Origin of the sequence: Streptomyces sp. NPDC058619, from assembly GCF_042717785.1 — a bacterium.
In the GTDB taxonomy this organism is placed as follows: domain Bacteria; phylum Actinomycetota; class Actinomycetes; order Streptomycetales; family Streptomycetaceae; genus Streptomyces.
Genome location: NZ_JBHXQN010000022.1, coordinates 73,207 through 86,109, shown reverse-complemented (window position 1 = coordinate 86,109; position 12,903 = coordinate 73,207). Strand labels below are relative to the sequence as shown.

13 protein-coding genes are annotated in these 12,903 nt (G+C 73.9%); 8 read left to right on the top strand and 5 right to left on the bottom strand.

The genetic code is table 11. The features are described from left to right. The first annotated feature begins 2 nt into the window (after positions 1-2). Entirely contained in the window at positions 3-812 is an 810-nt protein-coding gene (locus ACFWTC_RS22125) for a type III pantothenate kinase (RefSeq protein WP_383932068.1), read from the top strand. Between the two features lie 16 nt (positions 813-828). Here ACFWTC_RS22125 and ACFWTC_RS22120 read toward each other — a convergent pair whose 3' ends face one another. Continuing rightward, a complete protein-coding gene (locus ACFWTC_RS22120) occupies positions 829-1,065 on the bottom strand; it encodes a hypothetical protein (RefSeq protein WP_383932069.1) in 237 nt (78 codons plus the stop codon). A gap of 151 nt (positions 1,066-1,216) precedes the next feature. Between ACFWTC_RS22120 and ACFWTC_RS22115 the strand changes: the two genes are divergently transcribed. Both ACFWTC_RS22115 and ACFWTC_RS22110 read left to right on the top strand, forming a co-directional pair. Further along, positions 1,217-2,341, top strand: coding sequence for a DUF5937 family protein (locus tag ACFWTC_RS22115; protein ID WP_384028193.1), 1,125 nt, complete (start codon positions 1,217-1,219; stop codon positions 2,339-2,341). 279 nt (positions 2,342-2,620) lie between these two features. After that, positions 2,621-4,174 (top strand): M28 family metallopeptidase, encoded by a 1,554-nt coding sequence (locus ACFWTC_RS22110; protein ID WP_383932073.1) that lies wholly within the window; start codon positions 2,621-2,623, stop codon positions 4,172-4,174. A 315-nt stretch (positions 4,175-4,489) separates the two neighbouring features. Here ACFWTC_RS22110 and ACFWTC_RS22105 read toward each other — a convergent pair whose 3' ends face one another. Continuing rightward, complete coding sequence (locus tag ACFWTC_RS22105) at positions 4,490-5,482, bottom strand: SAM-dependent methyltransferase (RefSeq protein WP_383917979.1); 993 nt, start codon at positions 5,480-5,482, stop codon at positions 4,490-4,492. 106 nt (positions 5,483-5,588) lie between these two features. On the opposite strand from ACFWTC_RS22105, the gene ACFWTC_RS22100 reads away from it, so the two are divergent. Continuing rightward, a complete protein-coding gene (locus ACFWTC_RS22100; RefSeq protein ID WP_383917982.1) occupies positions 5,589-6,788 on the top strand; it encodes a sensor histidine kinase in 1,200 nt (399 codons plus the stop codon). A gap of 47 nt (positions 6,789-6,835) precedes the next feature. Next, entirely contained in the window at positions 6,836-7,516 is a 681-nt protein-coding gene (locus tag ACFWTC_RS22095) for a response regulator (protein WP_383917985.1), read from the top strand. On the opposite strand, the gene ACFWTC_RS22090 is transcribed toward ACFWTC_RS22095, so the two are convergent. Both ACFWTC_RS22090 and ACFWTC_RS22085 read right to left on the bottom strand, forming a co-directional pair. Next, positions 7,513-9,039 carry a PH domain-containing protein gene (locus ACFWTC_RS22090; RefSeq protein WP_384028194.1) on the bottom strand — a complete coding sequence of 509 codons (1,527 nt, stop codon included), beginning with the start codon at positions 9,037-9,039 and terminating at the stop codon, positions 7,513-7,515. The two genes, ACFWTC_RS22095 and ACFWTC_RS22090, sit on opposite strands and share 4 nt — an antisense overlap. Before the next feature lie 26 nt (positions 9,040-9,065). After that, on the bottom strand, positions 9,066-9,557 hold the full coding sequence (locus tag ACFWTC_RS22085; protein ID WP_383917991.1) for a PH domain-containing protein: 492 nt from the start codon (positions 9,555-9,557) through the stop codon (positions 9,066-9,068). A gap of 76 nt (positions 9,558-9,633) precedes the next feature. Here ACFWTC_RS22085 and ACFWTC_RS22080 point away from each other — a divergent pair, with 76 nt between their 5' ends. Next, positions 9,634-10,776 carry an NADH-quinone oxidoreductase subunit D gene (locus tag ACFWTC_RS22080; RefSeq protein ID WP_383917994.1) on the top strand — a complete coding sequence of 381 codons (1,143 nt, stop codon included), beginning with the start codon at positions 9,634-9,636 and terminating at the stop codon, positions 10,774-10,776. A gap of 48 nt (positions 10,777-10,824) precedes the next feature. Further along, on the top strand, positions 10,825-11,253 hold the full coding sequence (locus ACFWTC_RS22075) for a hypothetical protein (protein ID WP_383917997.1): 429 nt from the start codon (positions 10,825-10,827) through the stop codon (positions 11,251-11,253). 4 nt (positions 11,254-11,257) lie between these two features. Here the strand turns inward: ACFWTC_RS22075 and ACFWTC_RS22070 are convergent, their stop codons facing one another. Beyond that, positions 11,258-12,151 (bottom strand): NAD(P)-dependent oxidoreductase, encoded by an 894-nt coding sequence (locus tag ACFWTC_RS22070; RefSeq protein WP_383918000.1) that lies wholly within the window; start codon positions 12,149-12,151, stop codon positions 11,258-11,260. A 116-nt stretch (positions 12,152-12,267) separates the two neighbouring features. Between ACFWTC_RS22070 and ACFWTC_RS22065 the strand changes: the two genes are divergently transcribed. Continuing rightward, the gene (locus ACFWTC_RS22065; RefSeq protein ID WP_383918003.1) at positions 12,268-12,891 is read left to right on the top strand and encodes a TetR/AcrR family transcriptional regulator; all 624 of its coding nucleotides are present in this window, start codon (positions 12,268-12,270) and stop codon (positions 12,889-12,891) included. Positions 12,892-12,903: the final 12 nt, after the last annotated feature.

Below are 12,903 nucleotides of genomic sequence, written 5' to 3'. Positions count from 1 at the left end.
CCGTGCTCCTCACCATCGACGTAGGCAACACCCACACGGTCCTGGGCCTGTTCGACGGTGACGAGATCGTCGAGCACTGGCGGATCTCGACCGACCCGCGGCGCACGGCCGACGAGATGGCCGTGCTGATGCAGGGCCTCATGGGCACGCACCCGATGCTCGGCACCGAGCTGGGCGACGGCATCCACGGCATCGCGATCTGCTCGACGGTGCCGTCGGTCCTGCACGAGCTGCGCGAGGTCACCCGGCGCTACTACGGGGACGTGCCGGCGGTGCTGGTGGAGCCCGGGATCAAGACGGGCGTGCCGATCCTGATGGACAACCCGAAGGAGGTCGGCGCGGACCGCATCATCAACGCGGTCGCGGCGGTCGAGCTCTACGGGGGCCCGGCGATCGTGGTGGACTTCGGCACGGCGACCACGTTCGACGCGGTGTCCACCAAGGGCGAGTACGTGGGCGGGGTGATCTCCCCGGGCATCGAGATCTCCATGGAGGCCCTCGGCGTACGGGGCGCCCAGCTGCGGAAGATCGAGCTGGCCCGGCCGCGCAACGTGATCGGCAAGTCCACGGTCGAGGCGATGCAGTCGGGCGTGGTCTACGGCTTCGCGGGCCAGGTCGACGGGATCGTCGCCCGGATGGCGAAGGAGCTGGCGGGCCCGAACGGCGACCCGGACGACGTCCGGGTGATCGCGACGGGCGGCCTGGCGCCGATCGTCCTCGGGGAGTCCGCGGTGATCGACGACCACGAGCCGTGGCTGACCCTGATCGGTCTGCGGCTGGTGTACGAGCGCAACGCGCCCAACTTCGCGTAGCCGGGCGTCGCCCGCGTCACCCCCGGGGGGTGGCGCAGGCCCCGCCGGGCCCTGAAGGGTGCCGCAGCAGCCGCAGCAGGGCGGCCTGCCACGGGTGAGCGGCCGGGCGGCCCTCCAGGACGGCTTCGGCCTGGGCGTGGGCCCGGACCGCGCGCAGCACGGCGACGTCGTCCCGTCCGGGGGGCGGGGGCATCGGGTCACCGTGCCGGGACGCCCGGTAAGTGTCGATGAGGTACTGCTCGATGGCGCTCATGCCTCCACCCTGACCCCGCCGCGGCGGGGCCGCGCGTCGATGGACGACGGCCGTCGACCGGCGCGGCGGGGAGGGTCGCGGCGGACCGCCGGTAGGCCGTCCGGCCCCGCCCCCGCGCCCCGGGAGGCGGGGCCACCGGCAGAATGAGCCGATGAGCGTCACCATCGACATCGCCGGGCTCCCCGCGGAGCGGATCACCTTCGCGCCCTCTCCGCTGGCGGAGCTCTGCATGGCCCTGCACGCGCTCGCACAGCCCTCCCACCACCCCCGGCTGACCTCCTGGACGACCGCCACCGCCGCAGCGCTCGACCCGGACCTCGCGGACCGGCTGCTGGAGGCGGACTTCATGTGGCGGAGCTCCTTCTCGGACATCTTCATGGCCTTCGCCGGAACCCCCGGCGGGAGCGGCCGGCCCGCCTCCACCCTGGCCGGGGAGCTCGACGTGCTCGACCGGATGGACGACGAGCAGTTCGTGACGGCGGCCCTGGAGCACTGCCGGCTGGCGCTCTACGACGTCGGCGGCGGGCCCTCGCCGCTCACCGACCCGGGGGCCCGGGCCAGGGCCCTGGAGGCGGCCGCCGCCCGCGGACCGCGCCGGCTGGCCTTCTCGGTCCGGCTGCTGGACGACACCGCCGGGGTCCGGGTGTGGATGCGGCGGCTCCTGGAGGACTGCGACGCGGCGTTCTTCGCGGAGACCTGGAAGCGGATCGGGCCCGGGCAGAGCGCCGACGCCCGCCACAAGGCGGAGGTGCTGCGCCGCAAGGGCCTGGCGGCGGCGCTGAAGGAGGTCTCCTCCGCGCTGAGCGTCGACGAGGCGCTGACCACCGTCACAGCCGACAAGATGGTGAACGGCTCGACCACCGCCACCGACCCCCGAATAGGCGACGGCCTGGTCCTCGTGCCGACCGACTTCGGCTGGCCGCACCTGCTCGTGCTGCACGCACCCGGCTGGCGGCCGGTGATCCGCTATCCGCTCGGCTCACCCGCGCCGGCCTCCGCACCGGGCTCGGTGGAGCTGCTGCAGCTGCGGATGGAGGCGCTGGCGCATCCCCTGCGGATGCGGCTGTGCCGGAGCCTGGCCCGGGCCCCGTACACGACGAGCGAGCTGGCGGCCGTGTACGGGATCACGGCGCCGGAGGTGTCACGGCACCTGGCCGTCCTCAAGAAGGCCGGCCTGATGCACACGCGGCGCCAGGGCCGTTACGTCCAGCACCAGTTGGACCTGGCGGCCGTCGCCCGCATCGGGTCGGACTTCATCGAGGGCATCCTGCGCTGAGGACCCGGCCCGACAGCCCTGCCGTGGCCGGCGCATGGCCTGAACCTGCCCGGAACAGGACCGACCTTGGCCGAACGGGGCCTGGTTCTGGCCTGTTTCGATCGGCGCAGATTCACCGATATACGGAATTCATAAACCGGAATCAGTGAAAACTCTGGCCAGAGTGGCCACTTGCTGTTTAACGTGCGACCACCGCTGCCGCAGACACTCGCGCACGGTACTCCGTCCCACCGCTCCGCCTGACCTGCTCTGCTCGTCTTTTGTCGTGGAAGGACCTACATGCCCTCACGCCGTATAGCCGCAGCAACCGCCGCCCTGGCGGCCGCGGCCCTTGTCTCCCCCCTGCTGCTCGCCGGGCCGGCCGGTGCCACCGGCAGCCCGCAGAGCGACCGCGCCAAGGGTGACGCGCTCGCGAAGAAGCTGGTCAAGGAGGCGACCGGTAAGGGAGCCAACAACCACCTGAAGGTCTTCCAGGCGATCGCCGACTACAACAAGGGCACCCGCGTCGCCGGCTCCAAGGGCCACGTGCAGTCCGCCCAGTACGTCGAGGCCGTGATGCGCGCCTCCGGATACGAGGTCACGAAGAACGAGTTCGACTTCGTGTACGTCGAGACCGTCGCCGAGACCCTCACGGTGAACGGCTCCAACGGGCGCGACGTCCCGATCCACCTGATGACGTACACGAAGAGCGGTCCGGAGGACGGCGTCACCGCCCAGCTGGCGGTCGCCCCGGTCGACGCGGACGGCACCAACGGCTGCGAGCCCGGCGACTTCGCCGCCGGCGCCTTCACCGGCAAGATCGCCCTGGTCAAGCGCGGCGGCTGCACCTTCGCGGTCAAGCAGGGGAACGCGGCGGCGGCCGGCGCGGTCGGCGCGATCATCTTCAACAACACCGAGGGTGCCCTGAACGGCACCCTCGGCGACCCGGCCGCGGGCAAGGTCCCGACCGGCGGCGTCACCCAGGCCGAGGGCGAGCGGCTCGCCGCCGACGCCGCGGCCGGCCCGGTCGAGGTCACCCTCGACATCCGCGAGCTGCGCGAGAACCGCAAGACGTACAACGTGGTGGCCGAGACCCGCGGCGGCGACGCGGACAACACCGTCTTCCTCGGCGCGCACCTCGACTCGGTCGCGGTGGGCCCGGGCATCAACGACAACGGCTCCGGCTCGGCCGGCATCCTCCAGGTCGCCCAGCGTCTGGCGAGCAGCCAGACGAAGATCAAGAACAAGGTCAAGTTCGCCTGGTGGTCGGCGGAGGAGTTCGGCCTGCTCGGCTCCGAGGCGTACGTCGCCGGCCTGACCGACGCGCAGAAGAAGCAGATCAAGCTCTACCTGAACTTCGACATGATCGGCTCGCCGAACGCCGCGTACTTCGTCTACGACGGCGACGACTCGGACGCGACCGGCGCGGGCCCCGGCCCGGCCGGCTCCGCCCAGCTGGAGAAGGGGATCACCGACTTCCTCGACTCGAAGAAGATCCCGCACGCGGGCACGGACTTCTCCGGCCGCTCGGACTACGGCCCGTTCATCGAGGTCGGCATCCCGTCCGGCGGCACGTTCACCGGCGCCGAGGGCATCAAGACGCCCGAGGAGGCCGCGAAGTTCGGTGGTCAGGCGGGTGTCGCCTACGACGTGAACTACCACGGCAAGGGTGACGACATCACCAACATCGACCAGAAGGCGCTCGACATCAACGTCGACGTCATCGCGGACGCGGTCGGCCACTACGCGCACGACCTGGCCCCGCTGACGAAGCCGGTCGTCTCGCAGCCGACCCCCGGCGGCAGCGGCGGTGGCGGTGGCCTGCACCCGGGCCACGACGAGATCAAGCAGTAGCAGGAGGCGGGAGCCGGGGGGGGGGGGGGGGGGGGCCGCCGCCCCCCCCCCCCGGGGGGGGGGGGCGGGCGGGGGGGGGGGGGGGCCGGCGCACCGGGGGGGCCCCCCCCGCGGCCGGGGGGGTGGGCGGGGCCCCCCCCCGCGACCCCCCCCCCGCCCGCCGCGGGGCGGGGGGGGGGGCGGGGGGGGGGGGGGCCCCCCCCCCCCCCCCCCCGCCGGTGGGGAGGGGCCGGAATCCCGTGGGGGTTCCGGCCCCTTCCGCGTGCCCGGCCCCTCCGGAGTCCCTTTCGCAGTCCCCTCCGGCTGCGATGCCCGTCAGGTCCCGGCCGCGCCGCCGTCCGCGGGCCACGCCGCGATGCCCACCGGCTGGACCAGCCAGCCGAACGCGCCCAGGCCGGCCGCGGACGTCAGCTCCGCCGCCTCGCCGGCCGCCGCCAGGGCGCGGACGTACGCCGCCGGATCCGTGGAGGCCAGCGCCAGCGGGGGCCGGGCCCCCGAGACGCCGAGGGCGGTCAGGGCCTCCCGCTGGGACAGCAGCACCGCGCCCGGCCCGGCGCACGCGTCCAGGGCCACGTGGGCCGTGACATCGCAGCCGCCGTCCGGGACCGGCGCCACCTCCCGGCCCGCGCGGAAGCCCGTCAGCGTCCCGTACGGGGGCCGCGCCTCCCGTACGTGGGCGTAGTCCACCGCCACCGCCAGGCCCCGCTCCACGGTGGCCACGGCCGCCGCCCAGGCCTCGTCCCGGGTGCGGCCCACCTCCGCGCGGCCGCCGCCCGGCCACCACCGCTCCAGCCAGGCCCGGTCCGCGGCGTCGAGGGGGCCGCCGGGGGTCTCCGTACCGTCCGGCGCGACCAGGACGTAGCGCCCGTCCTCCGCCACGTCCAGCGGCACGTTGTCCAGCCACTCGTTGGCGAAGAGCAGCCCGGTCGTCCGTTCGGGCGGGGCGGCGCCCCAGCCGATGCGCGGATCGAGCCCCGGCGGCCGCTCCGCCCGCTCCACGGCGTACGGGCGCACCCGCGCCGCCGCCTTTGCCGGCAGCGCGGCGAGCACCCCGGCCAGCAGCTCCCCCCGCCCGGCGCCCACGTCGACCAGGTCCAGCGCCGGCGGGTGCCCGAGTGCGGCGTCCACCCGGAGCAGGAGCCGGGCCACCGCGCCCGCGTACAGCCCCGAGGCGTGCACCGAGGTGCGGAAGTGCCCCGCGGGCCCCGGGCCGCCCGGCCGCACGTAGAAGCCGCCGGGCCCGTACAGCGCGGCCTCCATCGCCGCCCGCCACCGGACCGGAATCATGCGTTCACCCTGGGTGCTCATCACGCAAAGGCTAAGCTCAGGGTCCACCTTCGGGAGTACGCCCCCGGTGCAAGGTCGCACCTGTGGTTGACTCCAGCACCTATCTCCTTTCCCTACGCTGGGTTACGTGCAGCGCCTCTACGAATTTCTCCGCAGACACCCGACGGGCGTCGACAGCTTCTGGGCCGTCTTCTTCTTCGGGTTCTCGATGCTGAACGTGGCGTCGATGAGCGCGAGCACCGGCCTCCGGCTCGCGGCGGTCCCCGTGACCCTGGCGATGACCGCCGTCGTGGCGCTGCGCCGCAAGTGGACGCAAGCGATGTTCTGGCTGGCCCTCGGCGCCGGCCTCTACCAGCTGGCCCTCGGCATCGAGGCGCAGTTCACCGACGTCGCCATGCTCGTGATCCTCTACACCGTGGCCGCCGGCGACCTCCCGCGCTGGGTCTCGCGCACCGCGCTGGGCATCGGCCTGCTGGCCTCACCGCTGTACTTCCTGCGCTTCGGCGTGGACAAGGGCCTCAGCGACCCGGAGAGCGTCCTCTTCGCCCTGTTCGTCATCGTCCCCTTCGCCCTCGCCTGGGTGGCCGGCGACTCGCTGCGCACCCGCCGGGCCTACTACGCCCAGCTGATAGAGCGCAACGAGCGGCTGGAGAACCAGCGCGAGGCACAGGCCAAGGTCGCCGTCGCCGCCGAGCGCGCCCGGATCGCCCGCGAGCTGCACGACGTCGTCGCGCACAACGTCTCGGTGATGGTGGTCCAGGCCGACGGCGCCGCGTACGTCATGGACGTGGCCCCCGAGCAGGCCAAGGAGGCCCTCCAGACCATCTCCGGCACCGGCCGCCAGGCCCTCGCCGAGATGCGCCGGCTGCTGGGCGTACTGCGGACCGGCGAGCCCCAGGAGTCCGAGGACTACGTGCCGCAGCCGGACGTAGAGCAGATCGAGGTGCTGGTCGAGCAGGTCCGGGCGGCCGGGCTCGCGGTGGACTTCGAGGTCGAGGGCGCGCCGCGCAAACTGCCCACCGGGGTCGAGCTGACGGCGTACCGGATCGTCCAGGAGGCACTGACGAACACGCGCAAGCACGGCGGCCCGGAGGCGCGGGCCAGCGTCCGGCTGGTCTACTTCGACGACGGCCTGGGCCTGCTCGTCGAGGACGACGGCCGGGGCGCCGCCCACGACCTGTACGAGGACGGCGGCGCCGACGGCGCCGGGCACGGGCTGATCGGCATGCGCGAGCGGATCGGTATGGTCGGCGGAACCCTGGACACCGGGCCCCGGCCGGGCGGCGGCTTCCGGATCAGCGCGCTGCTCCCCCTGAAGAAGACTTGACCGTGAAGTTCTTGGAGTTCTTGAAGTTGAAGAGGACGAGGTAACTGATGTCCATCCGCGTGATGCTCGTCGACGACCAGGTGCTGCTGCGCACCGGCTTCCGCATGGTGCTCGCCGCCCAGCCGGACATGGAGGTCGTCGCCGAAGCGGGCAACGGCCTGGAGGCGCTGGAGGTGCTGCGGGCCTCCAAGGTGGACGTGGTGCTGATGGACGTCCGCATGCCCAAGCTCGACGGGGTCGAGGCGACCCGGCGGATCTGCGAGCCGCCCGAACACCCCAAGGTGATCATCCTGACCACCTTCGACCTGGACGAGTACGCCTTCTCGGGCCTGAAGGCGGGCGCGAGCGGCTTCATGCTGAAGGACGTGCCGCCCGCCGAGCTGCTGGCGGCGATCCGCTCGGTGCACAGCGGCGACGCGGTCGTCGCCCCGTCCACGACGCGGCGGCTGCTGGACCGGTTCGCGCCGATGCTCCCGACGACCACGGAGGAGCCGCGGAACAAGGAGGTCGACCGGCTGACGGAGCGCGAGCGCGAGGTCATGCTGCTGGTCGCCCAGGGCCTGTCGAACGGCGAGATCGCGGCCCGGCTGGTCCTGTCCGAGGCGACCGTCAAGACGCACGTGGGCCGCATCCTGACCAAGCTCGGGCTGCGCGACCGCGTCCAGGTCGTCGTCCTGGCGTACGAGACGGGCCTGGTCCGCGCGGGCGGCGGCCCGGCGGCCGGCTAGGCGGTGTCCGCGCCCGTCCCTCCCGGGCCGGGACCCCCGTCGGTCCCGGCCGGGCCCCCGGTCATCCAGCGGTCCGGGCGGGCCGAGGCCCGGGAGGTCCGCGAGCGGGCGGCCTGCGCGTGCAGCAGCTCACCGGCCTCGGCCGAGGCGCGCAGCCGGGCCGTCACCGTGCCGTTCGCGCCGGTGTCGACGTGGACGTCGGCCAGGCCGCGGGCCCTCGTCCAGGGGCCCTGGGAGAGGCGGACGCTCTGCACCTTGGCGTGCGGGACGAGCTCCGTACGGCGGCACAGGCGGCCGTGCCGGGCGGCGAACACGTCCGGGGAGACGGCCAGGGCGTAGCCCTTCCACCACACCGGCACCACCCAGCGCGACCCGGAACGCGGGGAGCCCTCGAAGGCGAGCGCCGCGAGGTCCACCCCCGGCAGGACCCGGGAGATCACGGCGTACGCCGCGTCCCGCGAGGCCACCGGGACCAGGACGTCGTTTCTGGAGCCCGCCACGGCCAGCTCCACGCGGACCCAGTTCCGCCGCCGCCACAGCAGCGGTTCCACGATCCGTACGGTCTGCACGCGCCCCGGCGGCACGGTCTCGTGCGCCCGGTCCAGCAGCCCGTGGTCCAGGCGCAGGCCGTCGGGGGACTCCGCGACCGTCCAGTCGTACTCGGTGAGGAACCGGCCGGCGCTGCCCGCCCACACCGCGCCGAGCATCGGGAGCAGAGTGACGACGGCCGCCCACGGGCTGGAGCTGATCCACCAGACGAACACCGGCGCGGCGATCCCGCCCGCGAGCGCCGCGAGCACGCTCAGGCTCAGTGCGAGCGAGACGGCGATGTCGCGGGGGCTGACGCGCAGCAGCTCCCGCTCCGGGGCCTGGCCCAGCGTCACGGCCTCCTCGGGGGTGAAGCCCGCGGCCCGGGCGAGGAGTTCGGCGCGCAGGGCGACGGCCTCCTTCTCCGCGAGGAAGGCGAGCTCGTCCTTGTCGTCGGTCCCGATGACGTCGAGCCGCAGGGAGGCGACCCCGGTGAGCCGGGCCAGCAGCGGCCGGGTGACGTCCACCGTCTGGAGCCGGTCGAGGCGGATGTGTGCGGTGCGGCGGAAGAACAGGCCGGTCCGGATGCGCAGTTCGGTGTCGGTCACCGCGAAGTGCGTGAACCACCAGCTCAGGAAGCCGTACACGCCGAAGACGAGGACCAGCGCGAGCACGGTGAGGACGCGCAGCAGGGCGGACAGGTCCGCCACCCACTCACCCGCCCGGTCGCCCTGCTGGACGATCACGCCGACGGTGGCGGCGATGGGCACCCAGGCACGGCGCAGCGGGGTGAAGGGGTGCAGCCGCCGCTCGGAGTCCGACGCGGCGGAGGCTGACGCGGCGGAGGCCTGCCCGGCGGGGGCCGCTTCGGCCGGCGCCGGTTCCGCGGAGGGTGCGGAAGCGTCCGCCGCGCCTCCCGCCGGCTCCGGGGCGGCCCGGGCGGCCGCCGCGGCCCGGGCGGCCGGGGGTTCGCCTGCCGCGGGACCGGAGGTCACCGGCTCGTCTCCCGACCGGGCCGGGGTCACAGGCCCGCCGACCTTGCCTCGCCGAGCGCGGTGAGCCGGTCGCGGAGCCGTTCCGCCTCGGCCGGGACCAGCCCCGGGATCTTGGCGTCCGTCGCCGCGGCCGCCGTGTGCAGCTGTACGGAGGCCAGCCCGAAGCGCCGCTCCAGCGGGCCCGAGGTCACCTCGACCAGCTGCATCCGCCCGTACGGGACCACCGTCTGCTCCCGCCAGAGCACGCCCCGGCTGATCAGCAGGTCGTCGGAGCGTTCCGCGTACCGCCACGAGCGCCAGTTCCGGCCCAGCATCACCCAGCCCCAGGCCAGTACCGCGAGCCAGAACGCCCCGACCGCCGCCCACGCCGGGCCGACCGCCAGGCCGAGGACGACCGCCGTCACCGCCGCGAACAGCGTCATCCAGATCACCAGCAGCAGCCGCCTCAGCGTGAGGAGCCCGCCCGGCAGCCCCACCCACTCGGGCCCGCCCGTCCCACCCGATGTCCCCGTTTCCATGCGTCCACCCTAGGCGGGCGGGCCGCCGGTCCGGACGGATCGACGATCCCCCGCCCCGTGCTGAGACAATGCCCGCATGACGGAGACCACGGTCGGCATCGGCGGCGCGGCGGAGAGCACCGACATGGTGCTCAACATCGGCCCCCAGCACCCTTCCACGCACGGCGTCCTGCGGCTGCGCCTCGTCCTGGACGGGGAGCGGATCGTCAGCGCCGAGCCGGTGGTCGGCTACATGCACCGCGGCGCCGAGAAGCTCTTCGAGGCCCGCGACTACCGGCAGATCGTGATGCTCGCGAACCGCCACGACTGGCTGTCCGCGTTCTCGAACGAACTGGGCGTCGTCATGGCGGTCGAGCGGATGCTCGGCATGGAGGTCCCCGAGCGGGCCGTGTGGATGCGGACCCTGCTGGCCGAGCTGAACCGGGTGCTGAACCACCTGATGTTCCTCGGCTCGTACCCGCTCGAACTGGGCGGGATCACCCCGATCTTCCACGCGTTCCGCGAGCGCGAGGAGCTCCAGGCCGTCATGGAGGAGATCTCCGGCGGCCGCATGCACTACATGTTCAACCGCGTCGGCGGCCTCAAGGAGGACCTCCCGGCGGGCTGGCTCGGCCGGGCCCGCGCCGCGATCGCCGACGTCCGCACCCGGATGGACGTCTACGACCGGCTGGTCCACGGGAACGAGATCTTCCGCGGCCGCACGCGCGGCGTCGGCGTGCTGCCCGTCGAGGCGGTCCACGCGTACGGGGTCTCCGGCCCGATCGCCCGCGCCTCGGGCGTCGACTTCGACCTGCGCCGCGACGAGCCGTACCTGGCCTACGGCGAGCTCCAGGACGTCCTGAAGGTGGTCACCCGCACCGAGGGCGACTGCCTGGCCCGCTTCGAGGTCCTGCTGGACCAGACCCACAACGCGCTGGACCTGGCCGTCGCCTGCCTGGACCGGATGGCGGAGCTGCCGCCGGGGCCGGTCAACCAGCGGCTGCCCAAGGTCCTCAAGGCGCCCGAGGGGCACACGTACGCCTGGACCGAGAACCCGCTCGGCGTCAACGGCTACTACCTCGTCTCCAAGGGCGAGAAGACCCCGTACCGGCTGAAGCTGCGCAGCGCCTCCTTCAACAACATCCAGGCCCTCGCCGTGCTGCTGCCCGGGCAGCTCGTCGCGGACATGGTGTCGATCCTCGGCTCGCTCTTCTTCGTCGTCGGCGACATCGACAAGTAGCGGCCGCTCCCCGCCCGTTCACCGGCCGCCGCGATCTAGGGTGGCCGGATGAGTCCTGGCATACGCGCCGACTACCTGCGGCGGCTCGGCGTCACCGATCCGGGCGCTCCCTCCGCCGAGGGGCTGTTCGCCCTCCAGCGGGCCCACCTGGAGCGCGTCGCGTACGACAACGTCGGCATCCAGCTCGCGCGGGGGTCCCGGGGCGGGGCCGGCGGGTGGACCGGGCCGGCGATGTCCGTGCGGCAGGGCAGACTTGGGGCCATGTCCCACTCCCCTCGCCGGGCCTGCCCGGCCTGCGGCCGCGACTGCGCCGTCACCGCCGGCCGGATCGCCCGCCACGACCCTCCCGGCGGGAGCGGGCGCGGCGACCTGGTGTCCTGCCCCGGCTCCCGGGCCCGGGTGGTGCTCGGCGCCTCCACACCGACCCTGGACGGCTTCGTCCTGTCCGAACACCCGGGGCAGCTCCCGCTGTTCTGACGCCTCAGCGGGCGCCGAGCACGCCGATCAGCCGCGAGCTGCTGTCCGCTCCGAAGCCGGCGGCGACGCCGCGCCGGTAGAGGTCGGCGTGGGCGGCCAGGATCCCGGTGTCCACGCCGGAGCCGGCGGCGGTGTGCAGGACGTGCTCGACGCTGGCCGCGCACATGGCGAGGCGCTCGTGCGTGCCCGCGTGGTCGTCCGCGTCGATCAGCGGAGCGGAACCCTCGTAGAAGCCGCGCAGGGTGTCGGCGGTGTACGCGGCGTACGGGACGACGTCCGCGGCCGTCAGGCCGTTCGCGCGGGCCACGGCGAGGGCCTGGTACCAGCCGGTGAAGGCGGTCCAGAACATCATCATGTTGAGCTGGTAGTAGAGCTGGGCGTGGCCGGGGTCGGCGCCCCGGTAGTCGGTGGCGGCGAGCACGTCGAGCGCGGCGCGGTGCGCCTCGTACACCTCGCGGGGACCGCTGACGAAGACGGACGCGCCCTCCCGGCCGATGCCCGTGGGCGGCACGTTGATCCCGCCGGTGAGGTACGCCGCCCCGCGCTCCCCCGCCCACCGGGCGGCCGCGCGGGCCTTGTCCGGGACGTCCGAGGACAGGTTGGCCAGGACCCGGCCGCCGAGGTCCGCGTCCCCGAGGGCGGAGTACAGGGCGTCCACGTCGATCAGGCTGAGCACGGTCAGCGGGCTCGCGGCGACGGCCTCGGCGGCGGTCGGGGCGCGGTGCGCCCCGCGCGCCACGAGCTCGGCGTCCTTGCCGGGGCTGCGGTTCCAGACGGTGACCTGGCGGCCCGCGTCGAGGTAGGCGGCGGCCATGGCCCGGCCCATGGGCCCGAGGCCGATGACGGTGACGCGGGTGGTGGCGGTGGCGGTGGCGGTGGCGGTGGAAACCTGGCTCATGACGGAGTTCTCCCCACGACGAACGGTCTAGAACGAACGCTCTATCCAGCGCTCATCACGACCGTACACCCGATAGAACGAACGCTCTATCCAGAATCGGCGGTAGGATCCCGCCCATGGCAGCAGCAGCGGCGAAGACGGAGAAGACCGTGCCGAAGACCGAAACCGGCACGCGCGACCGGCTGGTCCGGACCGCCTCCCGCCTCATGCAGCACGGCGGCTACGAGAACACGCCGGTCAAGCAGCTCGTCCGCGAGGCGGAGGCCACCCTCGGCTCGCTGTACCACTTCTTCCCCGGCGGCAAGCAGGAGCTCGCGGTGGCCGCGATCCGCTACGGCGACGAGGAGTTCGCCGGGATGCTCCGCACCGGGCTGGCCGCGCACGCGGACCCGGCGGAGGCCGTCGAGGCCGTCGCCGTCCTGCTCGCGGACGCGCTGGCGGACTCGCACTGGCGGGACGGCTGCCCGGTGACGACGACCGCCCTGGAGTCGATCGGCCGCCTCCCGGAGATCCAGGCGGCCTGCGCCCGGGCCTTCGCCCACTGGGAGGAGCTGGCGGCGGCGAAGCTCCTGGCGTCGGGCCACCCGGAGGACGAGGCCCGCGACCTGGCCGCGACCGTCCTCAACACCCTGGGCGGCGCCGAGGTCGCCGCCCAGGTCGAGCAGAGCCGTACCCCGCTGCTGGTGGCGGGCACCCACCTGGCCCGGCTGATCAGGTCCTACGCCGCCGAGCGGAGCTGAGCGGCCGGGCCC